Here is a 23,533-nt window from a genome sequence, read left to right as displayed (position 1 = left end):
AAGTTTGTCACGGATTCAGGACGGATTCAGGTCGTACATAAAACACCTTTTTTTGACAAGATTTTGCTATTATCTTATCATAGTCATAATTTTCGGTAAATAATTTTCGCGCCTTATAAGTATATGTTTGTGTCACCAGATACGTAAAAGGGGATGTTTGTGTCACTGAGCTAGGACACAAACATCCCCTTTCAACTAATAAGAACCCTTGATTTTATTGAGTATTAATTATGGCATGTTTGTGTCATTGGACAGGTACAACACCGTCTATCATCACTTGTATCGCTCCCCCCCTGATCGCAGAAGAAGGGAGTTTCTCGCTGCTAACGAACGCCAGCTTCATCCGTGCCGCTGCCTCCTTGTGGTTTAGTCGTCTCTCGGCATTACTTGAACCCAAAGTTGGAAGAACTGCCGTACAGCTTCTTCAAATCGTGGAGCTCCCAGGACAGTCCCTCTTCAAGCGTCACCGCCGGTTCATAGCCGAGCAGCCGCCGGGCTTTGGATATATCCGCCCAAGTATGCTTCGGTTCACCGCGCGTTGTACCGGAATACCTGATCTTCGCTTGCAGCCCGGTCAACCGCTCCAGCGTTTGAATAACGTCGTTCACCGATGCCCGTTCTTTGCCGCCGATATTGATCGTCTCGCCGATCATGCCCGGTTGCAGCGCAACCGCTGCAGTTCCTTCAATACAATCGCGGATATACGTAAAATCTCTCGTCTGTGTGCCATCAGCACGATTGCAGGCACGCCGTCATTGATCCGGTATACGCGGCATAGCTGCTCGCTCGTTTGCTTCGTAACGCCATAGGGAGAGAGCGGCGTGAGCTCGGCATCCTCGGCTACTTTGCCGAACTTCTCTCCGTACACGGAGGAGGTGGAGGCAAAGATGAATTTGGTGATGCTGGCGCTCCGGCATGCTTCGAGCAGCTGCTGCGTAACCAGAATATTGCTGCTCACATAATATTCGAATGAAGTCCCCCAGCTGGAACGGACGCCTGGTATACCTCCAAGATGATAAACGACGTCGATGCCCTTCAGCGTTTCCGCCCAATCCAGCTCCAGCATGTTCACCTTGATCAGTCTGAACCTTGGATGGTTCAGGAAGTCGGCCATATTACGCGTGCCGATCGAATGCAGCTCTTCCCGGATGAATCCGTCCACGCCGACGACCTCGTGTTCCGTCTTATAGAGGAAATATTCGCTTAAATGGGATCCGATAAAACCTGCAGCGCCTGTGATGAGAATCCTCATGGGCGTCCCCCCCCCCGGTATTCATGCCTGTGTTCTATTCCTGCTATCAATTGTATACTATTCCTATTATCAATTGAGGGTCGCGGTTTTTGCCGCCCGAGTTCGCCGTCACGAGGATATTTTATGGCCGATGGCAACGCTGCTTAAGACGATTGTCATCGTCCGCGACTTCAGCAAAACCGGTATCACGATGCGATAATCCCGCTCCTGGACGCTTATCCGCTTGATTTCATCTTTCGTTAAGGTTCGTTCGCTATAATGCGGATATCGGTAGCAGCCAGGAATTGAGGGATCGATCATGAACAACCAGCAAGAGGATACCGGAACAAAGACAGCAGAGCTTTCGGTTCGCCGGACCAAAGAGCGGATCGAGGAAGTGACGATTCTGCGCGCGCTCGCTTTCCTGGCAGTGACGCTTCAGCACTGTATTGCGGAGTATATTTACCGGGCGGACATTCTGCCGGCGGATTCGATTATGCTGGCGATGCTGTTTCACTTCACGCGGTTCGGTACGCCGACGTTCGTATTCCTGTCCGGTCTCATCCTCTTCTACAATTACAGCGGAAAGTTGGACTATCGCTCGTTCATCCGGAAGCGGTTCGGCGACATATTCGTTCCGTTCCTGTGGTGGACAGTCATTTATTGGGTTGCGGTAGACGGGGTGATCGGTGGCAAGCTGGCGCAGCCTTCCGCTTGGATAGGCATCTTTCCGCAGTTGCTGGTTCCGACCAACGGATACCATCTGTGGTTTATCATCATGATTTTTCAGTTTTACTTGCTGTTCCCGCTATTTTCCCGAGCTGTTGCCTTCTTCCGGGTTCGGCTGAAACGCCATCCGGAAGGAGAGTCGTTCGGCCGGATTGCCGGCGTATCTGCGCTGCTGGGCCTCGCGTACCTGGTTCTGATGTGGGCGTCCTATTATCGGATGCCGGATTGGGCAGCCTCGGCCAACGGTTTCTGGTCTGCGGTCATCTCGTACCGGTCTTCCTATTTTGTGATGTACTTTTTTTACTTTCTGCTGGGCGGCATTTGCGCGTTCGGTCTCACCAGATTCCGGAAATTTGCGATCGATGCGGCGGGGTGGGCGGCTGCGGCGTTCATCGGGGCGTATATTTGGCTCGGTTATGATGTGCTGCGCTTCTCGACGGAGCGAATCAATCTGCAAGTTTCCACTTATTTAAAACCTTCGACATCCGTCATTATCGTCTGTCAGTTGCTTCTGCTGTACGGCTTCGCGCTGCTGCTGCGTCAGCGCCAAGGCCGGCTGTACCGTATGCTGCAGTTTATCGGACGGTATTCGTTCGGCGGCTTTCTGTCGCACGCATTCGTCCTTATGCTGGTCAGCCTGGTGACGCGTTCCATTCCGCTTTCCGGGGCTCATCTTCCCGCTGCGGTCATCACGTTTTTGCTGGTAGCGTCGGGTGCAATCGGATTGACCGTTCTGCTCGGCAAGCTGCCGTTCGGGCGTTGGCTGGTCGGCTCGACCGGACGGTCGGCGGCTGCGGGCCATCGGAAGAAGACATCATGATGCGAATCCGAACGCGGACCGTTCATGTCTCTTTACAAGATCGTCCTCCATCTGCTAGAATGGCAATGTCTATTTGTAAACCCAATAAAAACAATATGGTTAACATTTTGATGTGATGGATGTCATCAAGATACCCAGCCCTACAGAGAGGATGATCACTATGAAAACCGTGACAGCGGATAGTCGATGGCATGCGTTTGCCCTTAAAGCGCTGGACGGGGAATGTTTGACGATGGAAGAAGGGCTTGCCGTGCTGGAGGCCGATGATGACGAAATATTGACGATGATGCAGGCTGCTTTCCAGGTCAGAAAACATTACTACGGAAAAAAAGTAAAGCTGAACATGATCATCAATGCCAAAAGCGGTCTTTGTCCCGAAGATTGCGGATACTGCTCGCAATCGATCGTTTCGACCGCGCCGATCCGGAAGTATACCATGCTCGACAAAGAGACGCTGCTTGCGGGCGCGCGGGAAGCGATGGAGCGCAAGGCCGGAACCTACTGCATCGTCGCATCGGGGAAAGGTCCGACCGACAAGGAGCTGGATCAGGTGGTGGAAGCGGTCAAGGAAATCCGCCGCACGATGCCGCTCAAAATTTGCGCCTGCCTGGGCATTTTGAAGGACGAGCAGGCCGAACGTCTGGCGGAAGCGGGCGTACATCGGTACAACCACAATTTGAACACCAGCAAAGCGAATTATCCTTCCATTACGACGACGCATACATACGACCAGCGTGTAGAAACGGTGCAGAAAGCCAAACGAAGCGGAATGTCCCCCTGCTCCGGCGTCATTATCGGCATGGGCGAGACGAACCGGGAAATTGTCGAAATGGCTTACGCGCTCCGGGAGCTCGATGCCGATTCCATTCCGATCAATTTCCTGAATGCGATTCCGGGGACGCCTCTGGAAAAAGCCGGGCGCACCCCGCCCATGAAGGCGTTGAAAGTATTGGCGCTGTTCCGCTTCATCTGTCCGACGAAAGAAATTCGCGTCGCCGGCGGCCGGGAGGTCAACCTCCGTTCCTTGCAGCCGCTCGCCCTGTATGCCGCCAATTCCTTGTTTGTCGGCGATTACTTGACGACGGAAGGCCAGGATGTCCAGGCGGACCACGCCATCATCGAAGATTTGGGATTCGAGATCGAACTCAACGCTTTATCAAGCTGACGGACTTGGCCGCCGCTTCCGATCATGAAGTACATGCCCGGATCGATCGTGCGACCGGGCATGTCGTGCCTGGGCATACCGGCAATTCCAGTCGAATCCGCAGCCCAGGCACGCGTTCTTCGCGCTGCTCGTGGATTGTTATCCCTCGATCAAACCAAGATACCGGACTTCCCCGCCATTTAACTTGACGATCAGTATCAGCTGACCTTCGCCTTTCGGCTTATAAATTTCGGTTCCGACCGGCAGTTTTGTGGCCATTGCGTCTTCAAAATCGAGACCGTCTCGATATTGCTTCATAATGATACCGATCTGATCGCCGGCAGACAGCTCTTCCTGCTGCACCCATTCGATGTGGCTTGCGTTTGTGTAAACGATTCCGTTCCATTGAAATATATCCGCATCCGAATGACCGGTGAGGATTTCATGCGCCGTCGGATTATGGGTGGATGCGGCGGAAGGCTTCGGCGCGTCGATCTTGGCGGCTTGGCACCCTGAAAGGATCAGGACAGCAGCGAACAAGCAAATCAACATTTTCATCCATTTCACACCCCATGGTAAAGGACGTTTCAGATTTGAAAATGTTGCATGAGAAACTTACCCGTTGCGGCTACCAAGCGGCCCGGCACGCCCCGACAATGCGCGAGATCGCCTCGTTTGCCGGAATCGACTCTTTTTTCATCCCCTTTCGCTCCATGAACTCGACATGTCCGTTTGCCGCCTCTTTGCCTACGACGATTCGAAACGGAATGCCGATTAAATCCGCATCTTTGAATTTCACGCCGGGCCGTTCCGCCCTGTCGTCCAGCAGCAGTTCGATGCCGTGATCGCGAAGGCGCTCATAGCAATCGTTCGCAAGCCGCATTTGCTGCTCGTCATGAACGGATACCGGAATCAGGTGAACCTGAAACGGCGCGACCGCGAGCGGCCAGATCATCCCGTTTTCATCATGGTTTTGCTCGATGACGGCGGACATCATGCGGGAGATGCCGATGCCGTAGCACCCCATGACCGCCGCCCGGGTTTGGCCGGCCTGATCCAGGAAGGTCGCCCCCATTCGTTCGCTGTATTTTGTTCCGAGTTTAAACACGTGGCCCAATTCAATCCCGCGGTAAAAAGCCAATTTCCCTTCGCTGCAGCGAGGGCAGTTGTCGCCTTCTGTCGCGTTGCGAAAATCTCCCGTATGCCGGAGGTCGATGTCCCGCTCGGGACGTACATGGATATAGTGATAATCGGCTTCATTGGACCCGGCAACCGCATCTGTCATCTGAACGACCGAACGGTCGACCAATACGGGGACGGTCAAACCGATCGGCCCCGCGTACCCTGCAGGTGCGCCGGTCACCCTCTCCACCGTTTCGGGATCGGCTATGGCGATGTTTTCGGTCCCGAGATAACGTTTCACTTTGATCTCGTTTATCTCGTCATCCCCTCTCACCGCGACGGCTACCGCTTGACCATCGGCGATGAAAATAACCGTCTTGATCGTATCGGCGGCCCGAATCCGCAACGAACGAACGAGCTGCTCAATCGTCCGGATACCGGGCGTATGAAGCTTCTCAAGCGGTGCCGAAGCCGCTTCGCCCTCCTTGCCCCCGGCTGCCGCGGACGGCGCGCCGGCTTCCGCTCTCTCCAGATTGGCGGCATAATCGCAATGGGTGCAAGCCGCAATCGTATCTTCGCCGATGTCGGCCAGCGCGATAAATTCATGCGTTTCGCCCTGGCCGCCGATCGCGCCCGCATCGGCCTCGACCGCGCGAAACGAGAGGCCGCATCGCTCGAATATCCGATGGTAGGCATCGAACATGCTCCGGTAGGATCGATCGAGCCCCTCCGGGTCCGAATCGAACGAATAGGCGTCCTTCATGAGAAACTCCCGGCCCCGGAGCAATCCGTAACGGGGACGCCGTTCGTCGCGGAACTTCGTTTGAATCTGATATAGCGTGACAGGCAATTTCCGGTAGCTGGAGATTTCGTTTCGCACAAGCGCCGTGACGACCTCCTCGTGCGTCGGGCCCAAAGCAAATTCCCGGCCATGGCGGTCAACCAAACGGATCAGCTCCGGTCCGTAAACCTCGTACCGCCCCGATTCTTTCCACAGCTCCGCCGGCTGCATGGCAGACAGCAGCAGTTCCTGGGCACCTGCCCGGTCCATCTCTTCCCGGACAATCTGCTCCAGCTTGCGGAGAACCCTTCTCCCGAGTGGCATATAAGTGTAGATACCTGCCGCCAATTGCCGGATAAATCCGGCTCGAAGCAAATACCGATGGCTCACGATTTCGGCGCCTCCGGGCGATTCGCGCAATGTCGTCGGCAATAAACGGCTCTGGCGCATCGATTCATCCTCCCATCTGTCATTTCCTGAAAAAAACAAAAAGACACATCCGTCAGGGACGAATGTGTCGTGGTACCACCCTGTTTTGACCGCAGCGAAGGCAGCGCCAGCGGTCCTCGATCGGGTAACGGCATAGGCCGGCGACGGTTTGGATGCGGAGTCCGCCGCAGCTCGCAAGGTGGGGACGTTCGCTCGCTGCGAGAAACCTTTCAGCCGGCGGGTTTCTTCTCTGTACGGCGATTGCGGAACGTACTGGCCTTGGTCAAAGCTTTTCCGTTATATTTCAAAACTGTAATTTCCACATACTGTATCATGAATAGGGCGCGGCCGTCAAATCGGCGCCCTTGGCGCCCTTTTACTTGGCCGAACATTCATGCACCGCATGGATGAACCCTAGCAAATCATCCGCAATCGGGGAATGCCCGGCATTCTATTGCACCTCGTATTCGCGTCGTTCAATACTTCAAGCATTTCGTGCAAGTATGGGTATCCCACTTCTCCTCCGCCGTATCGACGCTGTCCACCCAATAAAAATGGCCTAACGCATTCCCGTTCTCCACCACTTTGGTTTTGAAATTTTCGACGGATACCCACGGGCAGTCCGGCCGATGAACTTTATTGGGGTTGTAACTGTCGGTAATGACGATAAACCCGATCCCCTCTTCTTTTATTTTCAAAAATTGGCTCATGTCTTTGATTTCCATACTTTCGACCATTGCGATTCCCTCCAATGCCCGGTTTCTTCTATGTCACGGATACTGCCTCATATCCAGCTCCGCCGTTATACGATTGCATGATCCGACTGGAATCTTCACGCCAAGATCTTCCACGTGCTACCATTATACCATCAGAATCTTCAAAAATTGCATTCAAATTCGCAATACCTTCGTTATTCCCGATTATAAAAGAAAAAAGCCGCATAATGCGGCTGGTCAACGTCTTCTTTATATGATCGTCCCCGAAGGGATCGCTTTGCTCAACTTCAGAGAAACTTTTACAATTTGTTAATCTGAATCTGCAGCCAACCGCCAATATTGCAGCCCATTGGTTTCAAGTATACAAAAAAGACCCTTCAACAAGTAGAGGGTCTTCTTCTCGCATCCGCAATTACATATTCGCCTGCTCTTCCTTGGCCATGGAACGAATATAGAAGGCGCCGAGCACGGAGCAGAGGAGAAAGCTGAAGAAAGCCATCGCCGCCGCCAGTTCGCGCTCGCGGAATACGCTGAACACCTGCTGCATCGATACGCCAAGCATCTGCGGCGAGTTGGCGCCGAGCAGGAACGGCGCGGTGAAGGAGCCGATGACGCCCATGAACACGAACGTTAGCGCCACAAGGAAGGTTTTATAGGACAACGGAAAAATAAACCGCAGAAAAATTTGCAGCTTGCCCGCTCCCACATCTTTCGCGCTTTCGATAATCGAGGCCGGAATGCCGGTAAGCGCCGAGCTGAGCAGCATCGTCGTGAACGGAATGTTGAACCATAAATTTGCGATAATAATGCCTTTCTCGTCAAAGATAATGCGCGGCAGTTCGATGCCGAGCGGGCTTAGAAGCCGTGCCAGCCAGCCGTGATTGCCCAGCAGGTTGATCAGCCCGTACGTGGCGATCACGCCCGGTATGAACAGCGGGATCATGTACGTCTTGCGTATCCATTCGACGAGTTTCCCGCTGTTGAAACGCATATAAAGCGCCAGCGAATAGCTGACGGTCAGCACGAGCGCGCAGGTGATCAAGGTGATGCGAAGCGTATACACGATGTTGGTGCGCATTCCTTTGTCGGTAAACAAAAACTGATAGCGGCTCAGATCGTATCCGCCCTCGCCATTGCTGAGGCTCATGATCAGCGACTGGATGATCGGAATGACGACGATGATCATCAGAATGGCGAAGGAGGGGAGGACCATCGCCATCCCCAGTATCGCCTGTTTGACATCTTTCCTCATTGCGCGGCCACTTCGCTTTGCCAGCGTTTGTTGATTTCCGTTCCCAAATCTCCGATATTGAACGTTCGGAATCCTTCGGCCACACCCTTGAATTTGTCCTGCGTCTCCTGCGGCATATTCTCCAGTTCAATGCCCGGAAAACCGTTCATTTTCTCGACGATGACCGACTGCGCCTCCGGCGACAGCACGAAGTCCAGGAACTGATAAATCGCTTCTTTCTTGTCGGATTCCTTGTTCACCATAAGATAAGTCGGCCCTCCGTTAAAACCGGGCGTAATCTGCTGCATTTTGATCGTATCGGGAAGCAGGCCTTCGTTCTGCTGCTGCAGCACCATGTCGGACCAGGCGGGAATCATGTCGACCTCGCCGTTCATGAGCAGATCGAGCGTACCCTGGTTTTTCTTCGGATATATCCCTTTGCCATAGACATAGGCTCCGAGCTCCTTCAGCGTTTCAAAACCGCTGTCCCATTTCTCCATAACGGAAGGGTCGCTGTTATGAATCTCTTCTTCGGGCAGGTCCTTATAAATGACCGTTTGGACGAACGAGCTTCCGGAGCCGCCGGTAGACGGATCGTTATAGGCGAATTTTCCGGGATGTTGGCGGATCCACTCCAGCAGCTCGTCAAGCGTGGTCGGAGGGCTTGCGATCTTCGCGCTGTCGTACGCCAGGACGACGGCGGACGAACGATAAGGAATGGCGCGATAGCTGACATCGTTCATCGTCTGGGCGTTCACGTTGGCCAAATTCGGAATCCGCTCTTCGTCAAGCGTCTCCCACACATCGTCCTTGACGCCTTGCGTAACGGCTACGATGCCGTCTTCGTACAGATCGATTCCGCCCGAGCCTTTGCCCGCTTGCTTGGCCGCCAGAATCCGGTCGTAGGTCGGTTCGGCGCCCGTCCCGGACGGAATATAGACCAATTCCACCTTGACCTTGTCATTCTGCTGCTCGAACATCGGGACGAGCGTATCCCACAGATCCTTGACGTTCTGCGAGCCGGTAAAGTAGAAATTGAACTTTACAGGCTCCTGCGAAGCAGAGCCGCCGGATGAAGCGTCCCGGCCCTGTGCCGGGGAATCCGTCTCCTTGCTTCCGCCGCATCCCGCCAGCAAAGAGAACGTCAGTGCGATAGCAGCGGACAATATCAGCTTTTTCTTGATCGAACGGATCATGTTCCATCATCCTCCATTGTTTTCGTTAACCGGATAAGCGATCATCCGGGCAAAGGCGATGCCGACATCTTTACCGACCCACAGATCATGAATCGCTTCCTTGGATTGGAACGTACGGATGACGCCGTATTCAGGCAATTCGACGGAAACTTCCGCATAGTGTCCGAGAATCATCATCTGTTTGATCTTCCCGGCCAAACCGTCTCCATCGTTCGCTGCATCGTTCAGACTGACATCCTCCGGCCTGACGGCTACCGTCACCCGGCCGTTTAAACGTTTCGCGTTCGGGAATGTCAGCCTTCCCACCCGGATGTGATTGCCGTCCGCCACCCCCTCCAGAAAATTCATTTTGCCGATGAATCGGGCTACGTACAGCGTCGCGGGCTCGTCGTATATCCGCTGCGGTTCGGCAATCTGCTCGATGTGCCCGTGGTTCATGACGACGATGCGGTCGGACAAGGACAACGCCTCTTCCTGATCGTGCGTCACGAAGACCATCGTCAGTCCGGTCTGCATCTGGATTTCGCGCAGCTCCTCCCGCATCTCATGCCTCAGCTTCGCATCCAAGGCCGAGAACGGCTCGTCTAACAGCAGCACAGCCGGCTTCAGCAGCAGCGATCTGGCGAGCGCGACGCGCTGCTGCTGGCCGCCCGACAGCTGGGTCGGATACTTCTTCTCGTATCCCGGAAGACGGACCAGCTTCAGCGCTTCCGATACGGCGCTGCGAATTTCCGCTTTGGACATTTTGCGGATTTTGAGCCCGAACGCCAAATTATCGTAAACGGACATATGCGGCCACAGATTATAGCTTTGAAATACCATCGAGGTCGGCCTTTTCTCGGGCGGAAGCTTGATGACGCTCCGTCCTTCGATCAGAATATCCCCCGAATCCGGCTCCAGAAAGCCCCCTATGCTGCGCAGCACCGTCGTCTTGCCGCAGCCCGAAGGACCGAGCAGCGTCACGAGCTCGCCTTTTTTGACGTCAAGGTTGATCTGGCTTACGCCGTCGCCGGTTTTGTAACGTTTGGTCAGGTCGCGAACCGTCAACTGAATGCTCATTTCCATCCTCCGTTCCGGAACGATGTTCCGTTATTTCACCTGGAATCCGCTCGCAAGCACGTCCGCGCTAATGAGCCTCTGCGCAGCCAGCAGCAGAATAATGGTCGGCAGCGTCAAAATGATCGAGAATACTGCTCCAGCGCTGCTGGGGAAGTCCGAGATGATGGAATACATGACGATCGGCATCGTCTTGTAATCGGGAATGCCGACCAGGAACGTCCCCTGCGCTTCGTCGAGCGAGTTCAGAAACGTGAACACGGACGCGACCATAATGCCGGGCATCGCCATCGGGAGCGTGATGCTCCGGAATACCCGGAACGGACTCGCACCGACATCCCGCGCCGATTCCTCCTGAGCGGCGTGCACATTGCGAAATGCCGCGGTCGGAATCCAGGTCATGAACATCAGCACATTGATCATATGGATCAGGACGACACCTACAAGCGTGTTCATAAGTCCGAGTCTGTAAAACAGCACCGCAATCGAGACATAGAGCCCCATCTTGGGAAAAGCGTGCGTAAGCAGAAAGGAAAACAGGAAAAACCTTTTGAGCGGAAACCGGAGTCGGGCAAAAGCGTATGCCGCCGGAATGCACAGGACGATGGACAACGCCGTCACGATGGCGGCGATCAGAAAGGACAACGAGATGGACGCCACGATATCGTCCTGCTTCAGCACGAAGCTCCACCATTTGAATGACCATACATGCGGAAGAATGTCTGGATAGCTCCATTTTTCGCTGAAGGCCAGCACAAGCAAATTAAGCAGCGGGCCTGCGAAGAAGACGGCAAATAAAGTCAGCAGAACAAACTCGACGATGCGCCGAAGACCGACGGCTCTGAAATACCACATGACTGAATCGCTCCTTTCGTCACGTCGATTGCCGAACGATAATTTCGCTGGCGTACTCCTTGAGCTTGGGCAAACCGTATTCCTCGCGGATGAGCCGGTCTACGATTTCGACAGCGTCCCGCCCCATTCCGTTCGCATCCACGCTGACCGTTGTCAGCGAGGGCGTACACATGCCGGCGTACTCGATATTGTCGAACCCCATGACCGCCGCATCGTGCGGGATGCGGACGCCGCGTTCGAGCAGCACTTTCATCGCGCCGAGCGCCAGCATATCGTTCGTCGTGAACAAGGCGGTATACCCTTCGCGAATGAAAGCTTCATAATGCTCCGCCATACGCCTGCTGCCGAGTTCGAAGCTGGATTCCGGCGACGAGACCACCTTCATCCGCTCCGACAGTCCGGCCTGTTCGAGCCTCTTCCGGAATCCCGCGAGCCGCAGCGCATGGCTCCGGTGCTCCTGCGGTCCCGCGATGACGAGGAACTTCGTATGCCCTAATCCGAGCATATATTCGGCCGCCCGCTCTCCTCCTTCCTCGTCGTTGCTGACGAGGTGGATGACGTCCGCATCGTCGGTGGAACCGTTTACCATCAAATACGGAATGTTGAACTTTTTGACGTAATCGATCACATTTTTCCGCAATCTGCTGATCAGAATGAGTCCGTCCACCCGGTGTTCCAGCATGTAGTCGGTGGAACGCAGCGACATTTCGCGATCGGTCTTCAGGTATACGGAATACCCCCGCTCTTCGGCAGCCATCAGAATGGAATCGATAATTTTGCCGTATAGCGGATGGGAGACGATCGGCTGCCGCTCGCGAAAGACGATGACGCCGATGTTGTTCGTCCGCTTGGCGACCATCGCTCTCGCCACCGCATTCGGCTTGTATTGCAGCTGGTGGACGACGTTCATCACCCGTTCCCTCACTTCGGGACTCGCATAGCCTTTGCCGGAGATGACCCTGGAAGCCGTCGATTTCGATACCCCGGCGAGCGATGCGATTTCTTTCAGGTTATATTTCATCTGCCGCTCCGCTGCTTGTTCCATTCCGCTTTGACGGACTGCAGGGCTAAGATATCTTTTGTCGTGATCGATTGCACGCCCATTCCGGCGAACCGTTTCATCTCTTCCTCGTCCTGGATGGTCCAGACGTACACGGACAATCGCTGCCGGTCCGCCAGCTCCAGCAGCTCCGGGCGCACGAGCCGATACGGAACGTTCAGGCCGAAGCAGCCGGCGTTCCGGCCTTCTTCGCATGCTTGCCGGGCGGCATCGGCGTACGGCAGGCGGCGAAAGCTGTCGGCGTCCACGTTCAGCAGCTTGGGGATGCGCCGGCCGTAACCGTCGGCTTTGACGGCGCGGCTGTATTCGCAGCCGCTCAGGAACACCTGGTCCGCCATATCCAGCCTGTCGATCAGCGCGAATACCGGCCCCAGACATTCATCCGCTTTAATATCCAGATTCATCCGCTTCCCCGCCTCCTTCACGATCCGAAGGGCCGTTTCGAGGCGGACAAGCGGAGCGGCCATCCGATCATCCAGCTCGCTTATCGTCATGGCGGACAGCTTGCCGGTCCGGCCGCCCGTCAGCGCAACCTGGTCGTCATGGCTCAAGACGAGCGTGCCGTCCCGGGTGATCCGGATATCGTCTTCGATAATGTCCGCTCCGAACAGCAGCCCTTTCCGGACGGATTCCAGGGAGTTTTCGGGCGTGCCCATGCACCCGGTATGAGCGGTAATAAGCGGAAACGATTTCATAGCGTCAGCTCCTTCGTCGAAATAGACGGCCGCCAATCGGCGAATTCGGTCTGACCGATCGCGACCTTATGTCCGTGCTGCGAATATGGGAACGGTCTCACTATGGGAACGGTACCACACACTTGTATGATATGAATGAAGTGTCTTCGCAATGTCAACCCGGTTTAAATCTTCTGTAAAGGGGTCGCAATGGAAATCAGCATGGCGTACAGAATGTCCGGTCAGAAAAAAAAAGCCGCCCGAAGACAGCCTTCATGGGAAAACACCTCGTTTTGAATCCCAATACGGTTAACCGATGCGCATAGATGAGACCGGAATTACAGCAATTGTTCGATGGCCGGCTTCATATCCTGCGGGTCATCCGGCGATTCGAACCGGCCGATCACATTCCCTTCGCGGTCGATCAGAAACTTCGTAAAGTTCCACTTGATCCCGTCGCCTTCATACAAATCCGGCATCTGCTCTTTCAGAAAATCGTTCATCTTTTTGGCGCGGGGGTTGTCCAGGTTGAAGCCTTTGAACGGCGCCTGCCGGGTCAAAAAAATGAACAACGGATGGGCGTTCTCGCCGCGTACGTCCGTTTTCGCGAACATCGGGAACGTGACGCCGTAGTTCGTCTGGCAAAATTGCTGTACATCGGCATTCGTTCCCGGCTCCTGTCCGCCGAATTGATTGCAAGGAAATCCCAATATTTCGACTCCCCGCTCCTTGTATTCCTCATGCAGCTGCTGCAGGCCAGCATACTGCGGCGTAAAACCGCATTGGCTCGCGGTGTTGACAATGATCAGCACTTTCCCGCGATAGGGCGCAAGCGTCGTCTTTTCCCCTGTAATCGTCTCTACCGGAAAATCATAGATGCTCATGGACAATCTCCTCCTTTTCTTTTGGAAGCTTCCAAAATCGGATCTATTCCTTGACGACGCTGAGCAGCGCCAGCCGCAGAATCGTACTATCATCGTACCGCAAAAAGATACGGACTGCAAAACGGTCAGCAGACGGGCCGACAGGGCCGAACTTATCGTCTAGTAAATTGTACCAGATACCAAACGGGGAATGAAACAGATTAGCCGTTCGCGTCCCGGCATGCCGCCTGATCGTGTGACGGAGTTATTACATGGAATAAGGGACATTACGGCGCTTGACACGGAAGCGAAGCCTTCGGCTCAGCCAGACGGATGCGCCTGCTCCGGCCATGATGATGCCCGTCGCCGCGAATATCCAATGAATGCTGACGACCAGGCCAAGCATGCCTCCGATCAGCGGGCCGAGCATCGAACCGAGCTGGTTGGCGCTCGTCGTAAGGCCGAACGATCTTCCCCTGAACCGCTCGTCGGTGTTCTGCACGACAAGCGTATTGATGATGGGTGCAATGCCGGCCATGAACAACCCGAAAATAAACTGCACGATGGCGAACAGCCACAAGTTTTGCACGAAATACTGCATGCCGATTATGAATCCGGACATCAGCAGACAGACGGTCAGCATGCGATAATACCCTTTGCTCTCGCCGAGCCTTCCCCATACCGGGGAGGCGAGAATGCCGGCGATGCCGATCAGCGAAAGGACGAAGCCGGAGGACAGCACCGCGCCCTGCAGCCCGCCCTGCAAATCGGCGATATGCAGCGTCATAAGCGGTTGGAACATGTTCACCGACAGCTGGAAGAGAACGAGCAGCAGCAGCATGCCGACCAGCGCCCGGCTGCGCAGCGCCATTCGGAACGTAAAAGGCTCCGACTGCTCTTCTTCGGCTCTCTTCGCTTCGGTCGCGTTCGCCCTTCCCTCCTTGACCCAGACGATAACGGCCGCCGTCCCGGCAAGCAGGATGACAGCCGCCGCGACGAAGGAGCGCCGCAAGCCGAACGCTTCCGCCAGCAGTCCGCCGAACAGCGGGCCGAGGATGCCGCCGGTCATCGTGCCTGCCTGCATCATGCCGAGGCTCCAGCCGAGTTTTTCCTTGGGTGCGATCGAGGCGACAATGGACATGGACGCGGGTACGAAACCGCCGACCAAACCATGCATCATTCGGACAACCACCAGCTGCCACGGCGTCTGGACGAAGGCGATCAATGCGTAAATGACAACCAGACTGAGCCCTGCCCGAATGACCATTTTCCGCTTGCCGTACTTGTCCGCCAGCATCCCCCATAGAGGAGCCATGACAGCCCCGACGAGGAATGCCGCCGAATGTACGATTCCCGCCCATAAATGAACCGAGTCCTTCTCCACACCCAGATCGAAGAGGAAGAGCGGCAGGAAAGGAACCGACATCGTATAGCTGGAGCTGCACAACAGCACGCCGAACCATAAAATCCACATGGTCCGCTTCCAATTTTGCATACGTCCCCTTCCCTTCTGAACCGTGCTTGACAACTATCCTCTACTATACGCCTCCTTTACCGATTGTTCAAAAACCGGACGGCAGAGCAATCCTGGCAAAAATGGAGATATTTCCGCACCTTCATCCCAAAAACAAAAAAAGCCGCGAATTACGCGACTTTCGTTCGACTACCATTTTTCCGACACGAGCTTCGCCTGGGTGAACAGCAGCAAATAGTCGCGGCCGCCGGCTTTCGAATCGGTGCCGGACATATGGAAACCGCCGAACGGGTGGACGCCGACAAGAGCTCCTGTGCATTTGCGGTTGAAGTACAGATTGCCGGCAAAAAATTCGCGGCGGGCAAGCTCCAGATGATCGCGATTGCGGGAAATGACGGCGCCCGTCAAGCCATATTCCGTATTGTTCGCATACGCCAGCGCCTCATCGAACGATGCCGCCTTGATGAAAGCGACGACGGGGCCGAAAATTTCTTCCTGCGCGATCCGTGCGTCCGGATCCACATCGGCAAAAACCGTCGGTTCGATAAAATAACCGGCCGGATCGCCGGTTCCGCCGCCGATGACGAGCCGTCCCTCCTGGCGGCCGACCCGGATGTATTCCCCGATTTTCCGAAACGCTTTCTCGTCGATGACCGGACCGACGTTCGTCGCCCATTTCGCCGGGTCGCCGACAACGAGCCGGCTTGTGCGATCGGCCACTTTCTCCAGCACACGATCGTATACGTCCTCGTGGACGATTGCGCGCGAGCAGGCCGAGCATTTTTGTCCGGAAAAACCGAATGCCGAGGCGGTAATGGTTTCGGCGGCAAGGTCCAGGTCGCAATCGCGGTCCACGACGATCGAATCTTTGCCGCCCATTTCCGCAACGACCCGTTTGATCCATTTCTGGCCCGGGGCGGTTTGGGCCGCGCGCTCGTTGATCCGCAAGCCGACGTCGCGGGAGCCGGTGAAGCTGATGAAGCGGGTCAGCGGATGCCCGACCATAAAATCGCCGACCGTTCCGCCAGGAGCCGGCAGGAAATTGACGACGCCGTCGGGAAGACCGGCCTCCCGCAAAACTTCCGCAAATTTGGCGGCGATGACCGGCGTCGGGCTCGCCGGCTTCAGAACGACCGTATTGCCCGCTACGACCGCCGCCGTCGTCATGCCGACGGTGATGGCAAGCGGAAAATTCCACGGCGGAATGACGATTCCGACTCCGAGCGGCATATAGTACAGCTCGTTATCTTCATCGGGAATGCGGGTGAGCGGCTGCGGCCGGCCGAGACGCTGCATCTCGCGTCCGTAAAATTCCATAAAGTCGATCGCTTCGGCCGTATCCGCATCGGCCTCCGCCCATGTTTTGCCCGCTTCGTACACCATCCAGGCCGAGAATTCGTGCTTTTTGCGGCGCATGATCGCAGCGGCTTTGTACAAATAGCGGGCGCGCTCGTCCGGCGTATACCGCTTCCATGTATGGAACGTCCGTTCCGCCGTACGGATCGCTTCTTCCGCCAGACCGGCATCGCCTTGTGACACGAAGCCGACGATCCGCTCCTTCGCGGCGGGATCGAACGACACGATTTTATTGTCCGTTACGATCTCCTTCCCGCCGATCCTGATCGGATACGTTTGCCCCAGCTGCCGCTCCACCGTTCGAAGCGCGGCTTCGAAGGCGAGACGGTTCCGCTCCTCGGTAAAATCCGTCAACGGCTCGTTTGCAAACGGCACTTTCATGGCTCTTCGTCCTCCCCCGGAATGCTCCTTATATAAGCCCATTCTATGCCGTTTTTTGCAATCCGATTTAACGGAGACCAAAAAAATTTGCCGTCGTTCTGTCGCGTTATGAACCGATAGCGGTAAGGGGCATATCCGTATCCTTATGGCGGCTTCGGATCCGGACTATCCGATGCGGGTCAGCCGCTTGGGGAAGCTCGTCAGCACGCGGGCGGAACCGTCACTCGCAATGTAGATGTCGTCTTCGATACGGACGCCTCCGATCTGCGGCACATAGACGCCGGGTTCGATCGTGAACAGCAGCCCCGGCTCCATAAGCATCCCGTTCTCCCCGTGAATGGACGGCGCCTCGTGAATGTCCATGCCGAAACCGTGGCCGACGCGGTGCGGGAAGTATTCGCCGTATCCGCGAGAAGCGATAATCTGCCGGGCGGTATCGTCCAGCACCGAAATCGGCGCACCCGTCCGCACCGCCCGGATAGCCGCTTCGTTCGCGGCAAGCACCGTTTCGTAGATCCGCTCCTGCTCCCTGGTTCCTTCTCCCATAATGAACGTCCGCGTAATATCTGAGCAGTAGCCCTGCGCCTTTACGCCGATGTCGATCAGCACCAGATCGCCCGGGCGGATCGGCGTCGGGCCCGGATGGCCGTGGGGCAGCGCCGTCCGGGCCCCCGTCAGAACGATCGATTCGAATGCCGGCTTGTCCGCGCCGAGCCGTTTCATCTGATATTCCAGCTCGGCCGTCAGATCAAGCTCCGTCATCCCGATGGCGGCGTGCTTCACCGCATGCGCCATCACCTGTTCGATCAGCGCGATCGAGGCGGAGACCTTGGCGATCTCCTCTTCCGTCTTCTTCATCCGGAGCGACAGAATGGCCGGCTCCAGATCGTGAAGCCGCGCATCGGGGAATATCGCCGTCAGCCGTTCGGCCGCCGCCAGGCTGACGAAGTTCTTCTCCAGCCCGATCGAAGATGGCTGGACGGTATTCGCGCGCAGCGTGTCATACGGATTGTCCGTATCCGATACCGCTACAATCCGGCTCACGTCCGCCTGATGTTGCGCCGCAAGCCGGTCCAGAAGCGGCACGAACAACGTTTCTGCGCCGTTGCGGACGTCGATCGCTAAAGCCAGGAAACGTTCGTGCGGATCGCAGTGGAAGCCGGTGAAGTAGTACACATGGGTCGGGGAAGTGATGATCGCGACATCGATCCCTTGTTCTTCCATATACGCTTGCAGCTGCCGTTTTCTGATCGGCCATACGTCGTTTGTCGTCATAAAAGATGGCTCCCTTCCTCATTGTCCCGAACGATTTGCTGCCTGTTCCCGTATCCTTTATTTAGGTCGGCCTTGTCATTGGCCATCGCCGGCGTTACGCTCCCGTCAATCAGACCGTCACAGCGCGGCCTCTGCGCCGGCATGCTCGTCACAGGGCGGGCTCGGACGGCGGCTCCATCACGTACGCGAGCAACAGGGCGGCCGTGTGGAAGATGGCGTCCCGGTGCGTGCGTTCCATCCCGTGCGAAGCGTGAACCCCGGGACCGATCAGCGCCGCCCGGATATTGCTGCCCGCTTGCAGCGCGGCCGATGCGTCGGAGCCGTAATGCGGGTAAATATCGACCGCGTAGGGGATATTTTCCCGCTTGGCCAGCTCGATGAAGCGGGTCGTCATGTTGTAATCGTAAGGACCGGTCGAGTCTTTGGCGCAAATGGATACATCCGTCTCGGTCGCCGACAGATCGTCCCCCATCGCGCCCATGTCGACGGCGATCAGTTCTGTAATTTCCGGCGGGATATAGGAGCTGCCGTGCCCGACTTCCTCATACGTGGACAGAATGAGCTTCAGCGTGCAGGGCGGACGGCGCCCCTCGCGTTTCAGCCATTCCATCAGTCCGAACAGCGCGGCAACGCTCGCTTTATCGTCAAGATGACGCGACTTGATCCAACCGTTCGGCATGATGCGGGTTCGGGGGTCCCAGGAGATGAAATCGCCGACGGCGATGCCCAGCTTCTCGACATCCTCCTTCGATTTCACCATTTCGTCGATGCGGATTTCCATATTGGCTTCTTCCCGCTTCCAGTCTCGGGCATCGGGATAGACGTGGACCGATGTCTTCGTGGACAGCACGGTGCCCTCGTACGTCCGGCCGTCCCGCGTATGAATCCGGCAATACTCCCCTTCCACGGTCTGCATGGCATAGCCGCCGATCGGCGTAAACCGGATCGTGCCGTTCGCATTGATCGATCGGACCATCGCCCCGAGCGTATCGACATGGGCGGATAGGCCGATGACGCGGTCTGCGGCGTCTCCCGGAATCGTGATGATGCCGTTCCCTTTGGGCGTAAGCTCGAGCGCGTACCCGAGGTTTGCGGTTTCTTCCTTCACTTTCCTCATAATGTCCGTGCAAAAACCGCTCGGGCTCGGGGTTTGAAGCAGCATGTCCAATATGCGCAGCATATAATCCCGATTTAATTGCGGTGCAAGCGGTTGTGACATAATCGTGTTCCCCTTTCTTTTTCTGAATTGTTGTCGTGCGTATTGCGCCGGATTGCTTGTCCGCGTCCGCCCCCTTCGTATCGGCGGGTTCCGTCATGCTGCGACCGCGTCTTTGGCCGCCGGTTCGGGCACCTCGGACAGCGGCAGCCGGCCGAACCGCCGCAGCAGCTCGGCCTGGCCGGGCGCTCGGGAACCGTTGCCGGGAGGACGCCGTTATGCGGCATCCGCTCATGCCCCAGGCGGCGCACCGACTCCATCGTCAGTGCGCCTTCTCTTTCCCGAACCGACAAAAACCGTCAAAACTAGCCGCATTAATCGTTAATACCATTAATTTTAAACCCCTTTAAATGTAGGATGCCTACACTCTATTTTATTGGAAATATAGTACCATATCCCGCCCCTTATGCCCATTGCTTCTTCAGCCCTTGATTCCGGTCAGCGTTATCCCTTTGACGATATATTTCTGGAAAATGACGAAGATGACGATAATCGGGATCGAGGCGTAAGCGTTGACGGTCATCGGAAGCGCCTCGTCCTGCGTATACGAGCTCATGAAGAACGGGATTCCGATCGGCAGCGTGAACAGCTCTTCCGACTGAATCGATAGGAAGGGCCACAGAAAGTCGTTCCAGGAGCCGAGAAAAGCGAAAATCATCAGCGCGGAAATGATCGGCTTGGACAGCGGGATGAATATATTCCACCAGATCCGGAATAGCGTGCAGCCATCCATTTTGGCCGCTTCTACCAACTCGCCCGGAATCCGGTCGAAAAACTGTTTGAATATGACGACGCCAAGCGGACCCGCCAGACCCGGAAGAATGAGCGCCAAATAAGTGTCCAGAATGCCCATGCGATTGACGACCATGTAAAGCGACACAATCGTCGCTTCCCCGGGGATCATCATCCCGCTCAGAATAAACCAGAAGGCGAACTTGCTGTAGCTGAACGGGATACGCGACAGCGCGAATGCGGCGAGCGAAGCCATCGTCAAGCTGAGGACGGGCACGATCGCCGCGATCAGGAGACTGTTCATCGTCCATTTGATGACAGGGGCATTCTCGAATATGTAAGCGTAGTTTTCCAATGAGAACGGTGGCAAAAACCGGTCCGCGATGCTGCCGACGGCCGTTCCCTGCGGCTTGAGCGAGGTAAACAGCATATAGAGCAGCGGGACGACAAAGATGAGCGCCGCCGCATAGGCGGCGGCATGCAGCAGCAGCCCGGACAGACTCCGCTTTCTGCGCCCGACCGTTTCGTTCATCGATCAGTCATCTCCTTTTCTGCTGAAAAACTTGAACTGCAGAAACGACAGAACGAGCAGGAAGACGAAGAAGAAGAAAGACATCGCGGTAGCAAGTCCCAGCTCGTTGGCGGAGAAGCCCCTCCCGCAGCTCTGCGTACCACGCTTCGGCTTCCTCCGGACTGATATACGAGCCGTACAGCCTGCGATTCGGAGGGGCCTCCATATGATAAACAACATAGCGGACGACATAGGATTTTGACTGGGTGATCGTATTCATCGCGTTGTTGATCATATAGGAATTGCGGATGTAGCCGTAATCCGAATCGCCCCGCTCTCCGTCGCCGTTCTGGCAGACCGAATTAACGGCGCCGGTCAAGGCGCATTGAATCTGTCCGTTGCTGATGATGACGTTGAACAGATCGTTCATGTCCACGAGAATGCGATCCAAGTAATGATTGGCGATACTGCCGGATGCGAATGCCTGCTGTTCCGCATTGCGCAGCATCCTCTCTGAAAATAGCTGATAGAACGCCAGGCTAAGAACCATCATCGGGATAAAGGTGATTAACGTCGTCAAAATAAACAGCTTGCCGCGGATTTTCTTGAATTGAAACAATTCCAAAAAGTTGCCCATAGCCGCCTCCTTATCGGTAAACGCTTACAATTTTGCAACGCCCGATGCCGTCGTCCGAATATCCAAACATTATATCCCGACATTTTCGAATTTGGAACAGCCTAGCCGACGATAAATGGCTCTATTCGCCCTCGCCTGCCTGACCGCCGGGCTCCTGTTTGCGAAGCTTCGGGGGCCATATTCGCTCGCTCCAAACTCGCTGTGAACGGCCCACCAGTCCCGAAATGGCTTTCTTTACTCCGGCTCCGCAGCGGCACGCATCCGGAAGATGAAACCGGATAAAAGAACAAAGCTGCAAAAATGCAGTATTTTCGGGGGTCAATTAACCAAAACGCGAAAATTCCTGCGATTATGCAGTTTCTTTGATCCGTTCAAGCCCAGACAAGTGAAAATTTCCAAAAAATACTGTATTTTTGCAGGATTTCGCCCCTTAGTCATCTATTCAGGCCAAAGTTCCTGTATTTTTGCAGCATTTCGCAAAAGGAATCTGCCGGGCGGACCGGCGGACCGGAGGCGGTTAGACGGAAGGCGAGGCACGTCAAGGAACCGGAGACGGTTAGACGGAAGGCGAGGCGCGTCGACGAACCGGAGACGGTTAGACGGAAAACGGGGCGCACCGGCGGACAGGCGACGATTTGACGGAAGGCGCGGGCGATGAAACAGGCGAATCAAAAAAGACTGCCGATGACGGCAGTCCATAGCTTGCGGCCGGATTGCGGACGGGCTTACCCGTCCGCTGCGATGCCGGCGTTCGTATTGACGATTATTCGACATTGTGATAGACGCGCTGAACGTCATCCAGCTCTTCCAACGCATCGATCAATTTGTCGAATTGCGCTTGCGCGTCTGCCGGAAGCGTGATGTAATTTTGCGGAAGCATAGTCAATTCCGCCACGCTGAATTCCGTTATACCGGCGTTGCGGAGCGCTTCCTGCACCGCGTGAAACTGCTCCGGTTCGGCGTATACGATGACGGAATCGTCTTCTTCCACAACGTCGCGCACGTCGACATCCGCCTCCAGCAAAATATCAATCACTTCATCTGCGGATTTGTCTGTTATGCCGAACACCGCTGTCGCGTCGAACATATACGATACCGAGCCGTTCACGCCCATATTGCCTCCGTTTTTATTAAAGGCGGCACGCACCGACGCAGCCGTACGATTCACATTATTGGTCAGCGCATCCACGATCACCATCGAGCCGTTCGGACCGAAGCCTTCATAGCGCAGCTCCTCGTAGTTTTCGTCGGCAGCGCCTTTCGCTTTTTCGATCGCCCGGTCAATGATCGCTTTCGGGACATTGTAGGTTTTGGCCCGCTCGAGTACGAATTTCAATGCCTGATTGGATTCCGGATCCGGTTCGCCTTTCTTGGCGGCCACATAAATTTCGATGCCGAACTTGGCGTAAATCCGGCTCGTATTTGCGTCTTTGGATGCTTTCTTCTCTTTAATGTTGTTCCACTTGCGTCCCATTCTGAATCCTGCCTTCTACTTTTTTTACTACTAGAATAACCGATTTTGGCCGTCAATGCACGCAGTTTGTCCGTGAAAGCCCGTTAACAACGGCCGACTCTTGCCGGCTTGCAGTGCCTAAAAAAATGCCACATGAGCGACTTCGTCATGCGGTTGTTCGGTGCCGCCTTTATCGTTCGTTAAGCCATTCCAGCTCATTGAAGAAGGGGTTCATTCTTTGTCCCGTTAAGCGGTCGGCTTGCGGATTGGGCAGAATTCTCTTCTGTACGGCAAGATGTCGGCGCGGTCTGTTCCCGGATATTCGGTTTTGGTGAATGGTCCGTTTTTTCACGCCGTTGTCGTTCGTTAGCTTAGGCTGATTCCGCTGCAGCTTATCGATTTGACGGGTATCGGTCGCTTTAGTCGTACGGCGTTTGCCGGCATTGCCTGCACGGATTGGCCTGCCGGCGGATTTTTTAAACTTTGCCAATGACGAGGCGGTGTAATAAGGTGAAGATGAAAAAAGTTTCACAAGCAGCTCCCCTCCCGTTTTATGAATTGTACATTTTATGGGTAAGCTCTTTTCGTGAG

Annotated in this window: 20 protein-coding genes and 2 pseudogenes; 2 read left to right on the top strand and 20 right to left on the bottom strand. The window is 55.5% G+C overall.

Annotated elements, in window-relative coordinates:
• Nucleotides 1-253: 253 nt before the first annotated feature.
• A pseudogene (locus ABEV74_RS13905) lies at nucleotides 254-343 on the bottom strand (hypothetical protein); the annotation flags it as partial.
• A gap of 40 nt (nucleotides 344-383) precedes the next feature.
• Nucleotides 384-1,252: pseudogene (locus tag ABEV74_RS13900) on the bottom strand (NAD-dependent epimerase/dehydratase family protein).
• Between the two features lie 298 nt (nucleotides 1,253-1,550).
• Between ABEV74_RS13900 and ABEV74_RS13895 the strand changes: the two are divergent.
• Both ABEV74_RS13895 and bioB read left to right on the top strand, forming a co-directional pair.
• On the top strand, nucleotides 1,551-2,780 hold the full coding sequence (locus ABEV74_RS13895; protein WP_430146764.1) for an acyltransferase: 1,230 nt from the start codon (nucleotides 1,551-1,553) through the stop codon (nucleotides 2,778-2,780).
• Nucleotides 2,781-2,940: 160 nt separating this feature from the next.
• On the top strand, nucleotides 2,941-3,945 hold the full coding sequence (bioB, locus tag ABEV74_RS13890) for a biotin synthase BioB (RefSeq protein ID WP_430146762.1): 1,005 nt from the start codon (nucleotides 2,941-2,943) through the stop codon (nucleotides 3,943-3,945).
• 138 nt (nucleotides 3,946-4,083) lie between these two features.
• Here bioB and ABEV74_RS13885 read toward each other — a convergent pair whose 3' ends face one another.
• The 18 genes from ABEV74_RS13885 to ABEV74_RS13800 all read right to left on the bottom strand — a co-directional run bounded on the left by ABEV74_RS13885 (nucleotide 4,084) and on the right by ABEV74_RS13800 (nucleotide 23,474).
• Nucleotides 4,084-4,491: a hypothetical protein gene (locus ABEV74_RS13885; RefSeq protein WP_430146760.1), complete on the bottom strand. Its 408-nt coding sequence runs from the start codon at nucleotides 4,489-4,491 to the stop codon at nucleotides 4,084-4,086.
• A 61-nt stretch (nucleotides 4,492-4,552) separates the two neighbouring features.
• Nucleotides 4,553-6,277 carry a proline--tRNA ligase gene (locus ABEV74_RS13880; protein ID WP_430146758.1) on the bottom strand — a complete coding sequence of 575 codons (1,725 nt, stop codon included), beginning with the start codon at nucleotides 6,275-6,277 and terminating at the stop codon, nucleotides 4,553-4,555.
• A gap of 455 nt (nucleotides 6,278-6,732) precedes the next feature.
• Complete coding sequence (locus ABEV74_RS13875; protein ID WP_062493036.1) at nucleotides 6,733-6,993, bottom strand: hypothetical protein; 261 nt, start codon at nucleotides 6,991-6,993, stop codon at nucleotides 6,733-6,735.
• 391 nt (nucleotides 6,994-7,384) lie between these two features.
• Nucleotides 7,385-8,224: an ABC transporter permease gene (locus ABEV74_RS13870; protein ID WP_430146756.1), complete on the bottom strand. Its 840-nt coding sequence runs from the start codon at nucleotides 8,222-8,224 to the stop codon at nucleotides 7,385-7,387.
• On the bottom strand, nucleotides 8,221-9,399 hold the full coding sequence (locus ABEV74_RS13865) for an extracellular solute-binding protein (protein ID WP_430146754.1): 1,179 nt from the start codon (nucleotides 9,397-9,399) through the stop codon (nucleotides 8,221-8,223). Before ABEV74_RS13865 ends, ABEV74_RS13870 begins: the two co-directional genes overlap by 4 nt.
• A gap of 6 nt (nucleotides 9,400-9,405) precedes the next feature.
• Complete coding sequence (locus tag ABEV74_RS13860) at nucleotides 9,406-10,458, bottom strand: ABC transporter ATP-binding protein (protein ID WP_062493033.1); 1,053 nt, start codon at nucleotides 10,456-10,458, stop codon at nucleotides 9,406-9,408.
• A gap of 30 nt (nucleotides 10,459-10,488) precedes the next feature.
• The gene (locus ABEV74_RS13855; protein ID WP_062493032.1) at nucleotides 10,489-11,310 is read right to left on the bottom strand and encodes an ABC transporter permease; all 822 of its coding nucleotides are present in this window, start codon (nucleotides 11,308-11,310) and stop codon (nucleotides 10,489-10,491) included.
• Between the two features lie 19 nt (nucleotides 11,311-11,329).
• On the bottom strand, nucleotides 11,330-12,331 hold the full coding sequence (locus tag ABEV74_RS13850) for a LacI family DNA-binding transcriptional regulator (RefSeq protein ID WP_430146751.1): 1,002 nt from the start codon (nucleotides 12,329-12,331) through the stop codon (nucleotides 11,330-11,332).
• Entirely contained in the window at nucleotides 12,328-13,065 is a 738-nt protein-coding gene (locus ABEV74_RS13845; protein WP_430146749.1) for a glycerophosphodiester phosphodiesterase, read from the bottom strand. The genes ABEV74_RS13850 and ABEV74_RS13845 overlap by 4 nt, the downstream gene beginning before the upstream one ends.
• Nucleotides 13,066-13,382: 317 nt before the next feature.
• The gene (locus ABEV74_RS13840; protein ID WP_430146747.1) at nucleotides 13,383-13,928 is read right to left on the bottom strand and encodes a glutathione peroxidase; all 546 of its coding nucleotides are present in this window, start codon (nucleotides 13,926-13,928) and stop codon (nucleotides 13,383-13,385) included.
• A 247-nt stretch (nucleotides 13,929-14,175) separates the two neighbouring features.
• A complete protein-coding gene (locus ABEV74_RS13835) occupies nucleotides 14,176-15,402 on the bottom strand; it encodes an MFS transporter (RefSeq protein ID WP_062493028.1) in 1,227 nt (408 codons plus the stop codon).
• 168 nt (nucleotides 15,403-15,570) lie between these two features.
• Complete coding sequence (gene pruA, locus ABEV74_RS13830; protein WP_430146745.1) at nucleotides 15,571-17,118, bottom strand: L-glutamate gamma-semialdehyde dehydrogenase; 1,548 nt, start codon at nucleotides 17,116-17,118, stop codon at nucleotides 15,571-15,573.
• A 165-nt stretch (nucleotides 17,119-17,283) separates the two neighbouring features.
• Complete coding sequence (locus ABEV74_RS13825) at nucleotides 17,284-18,393, bottom strand: M24 family metallopeptidase (RefSeq protein WP_430146744.1); 1,110 nt, start codon at nucleotides 18,391-18,393, stop codon at nucleotides 17,284-17,286.
• Between the two features lie 148 nt (nucleotides 18,394-18,541).
• Nucleotides 18,542-19,612: a M42 family metallopeptidase gene (locus tag ABEV74_RS13820; RefSeq protein WP_062496851.1), complete on the bottom strand. Its 1,071-nt coding sequence runs from the start codon at nucleotides 19,610-19,612 to the stop codon at nucleotides 18,542-18,544.
• A gap of 418 nt (nucleotides 19,613-20,030) precedes the next feature.
• Nucleotides 20,031-20,873, bottom strand: a complete 843-nt coding sequence (locus tag ABEV74_RS13815) for a carbohydrate ABC transporter permease (RefSeq protein ID WP_062493025.1) — start codon at nucleotides 20,871-20,873, stop codon at nucleotides 20,031-20,033.
• A gap of 7 nt (nucleotides 20,874-20,880) precedes the next feature.
• Nucleotides 20,881-21,489, bottom strand: coding sequence for a hypothetical protein (locus tag ABEV74_RS13810; protein ID WP_430146742.1), 609 nt, complete (start codon nucleotides 21,487-21,489; stop codon nucleotides 20,881-20,883).
• A 763-nt stretch (nucleotides 21,490-22,252) separates the two neighbouring features.
• The gene (locus ABEV74_RS13805; protein WP_430146740.1) at nucleotides 22,253-22,963 is read right to left on the bottom strand and encodes a YebC/PmpR family DNA-binding transcriptional regulator; all 711 of its coding nucleotides are present in this window, start codon (nucleotides 22,961-22,963) and stop codon (nucleotides 22,253-22,255) included.
• Between the two features lie 169 nt (nucleotides 22,964-23,132).
• Nucleotides 23,133-23,474 carry a hypothetical protein gene (locus tag ABEV74_RS13800; RefSeq protein WP_430146738.1) on the bottom strand — a complete coding sequence of 114 codons (342 nt, stop codon included), beginning with the start codon at nucleotides 23,472-23,474 and terminating at the stop codon, nucleotides 23,133-23,135.
• Between the last annotated feature and the right edge of the window lie 59 nt (nucleotides 23,475-23,533).

Origin of the sequence: Paenibacillus cisolokensis (genome assembly GCF_050481165.1) — a bacterium.
Lineage (GTDB): Bacteria > Bacillota > Bacilli > Paenibacillales > Paenibacillaceae > Paenibacillus_AH > Paenibacillus_AH cisolokensis.
This window is presented reverse-complemented; position numbering and strand designations above follow the sequence as displayed.

Excerpts from the sequence above, each read along its gene's own strand:
- ABEV74_RS13895 (WP_430146764.1), top strand. The coding sequence starts at position 1,551 with ATGAACAACCAGCAAGAGGATACCGGAACAAAGACAGCAGAGCTTTCG.
- bioB (WP_430146762.1), top strand. The coding sequence starts at position 2,941 with ATGAAAACCGTGACAGCGGATAGTCGATGGCATGCGTTTGCCCTTAAA.
- ABEV74_RS13880 (WP_430146758.1), bottom strand. The coding sequence starts at position 6,277 with ATGCGCCAGAGCCGTTTATTGCCGACGACATTGCGCGAATCGCCCGGA.
- ABEV74_RS13875 (WP_062493036.1), bottom strand. The coding sequence starts at position 6,993 with ATGGTCGAAAGTATGGAAATCAAAGACATGAGCCAATTTTTGAAAATA.
- ABEV74_RS13870 (WP_430146756.1), bottom strand. The coding sequence starts at position 8,224 with ATGAGGAAAGATGTCAAACAGGCGATACTGGGGATGGCGATGGTCCTC.
- ABEV74_RS13865 (WP_430146754.1), bottom strand. The coding sequence starts at position 9,399 with ATGATCCGTTCGATCAAGAAAAAGCTGATATTGTCCGCTGCTATCGCA.
- ABEV74_RS13860 (WP_062493033.1), bottom strand. The coding sequence starts at position 10,458 with ATGAGCATTCAGTTGACGGTTCGCGACCTGACCAAACGTTACAAAACC.
- ABEV74_RS13855 (WP_062493032.1), bottom strand. The coding sequence starts at position 11,310 with ATGTGGTATTTCAGAGCCGTCGGTCTTCGGCGCATCGTCGAGTTTGTT.
- ABEV74_RS13850 (WP_430146751.1), bottom strand. The coding sequence starts at position 12,331 with ATGAAATATAACCTGAAAGAAATCGCATCGCTCGCCGGGGTATCGAAA.
- ABEV74_RS13845 (WP_430146749.1), bottom strand. The coding sequence starts at position 13,065 with ATGAAATCGTTTCCGCTTATTACCGCTCATACCGGGTGCATGGGCACG.
- ABEV74_RS13840 (WP_430146747.1), bottom strand. The coding sequence starts at position 13,928 with ATGAGCATCTATGATTTTCCGGTAGAGACGATTACAGGGGAAAAGACG.
- ABEV74_RS13835 (WP_062493028.1), bottom strand. The coding sequence starts at position 15,402 with ATGCAAAATTGGAAGCGGACCATGTGGATTTTATGGTTCGGCGTGCTG.
- pruA (WP_430146745.1), bottom strand. The coding sequence starts at position 17,118 with ATGAAAGTGCCGTTTGCAAACGAGCCGTTGACGGATTTTACCGAGGAG.
- ABEV74_RS13825 (WP_430146744.1), bottom strand. The coding sequence starts at position 18,393 with ATGACGACAAACGACGTATGGCCGATCAGAAAACGGCAGCTGCAAGCG.
- ABEV74_RS13820 (WP_062496851.1), bottom strand. The coding sequence starts at position 19,612 with ATGTCACAACCGCTTGCACCGCAATTAAATCGGGATTATATGCTGCGC.
- ABEV74_RS13815 (WP_062493025.1), bottom strand. The coding sequence starts at position 20,873 with ATGAACGAAACGGTCGGGCGCAGAAAGCGGAGTCTGTCCGGGCTGCTG.
- ABEV74_RS13810 (WP_430146742.1), bottom strand. The coding sequence starts at position 21,489 with ATGGGCAACTTTTTGGAATTGTTTCAATTCAAGAAAATCCGCGGCAAG.
- ABEV74_RS13805 (WP_430146740.1), bottom strand. The coding sequence starts at position 22,963 with ATGGGACGCAAGTGGAACAACATTAAAGAGAAGAAAGCATCCAAAGAC.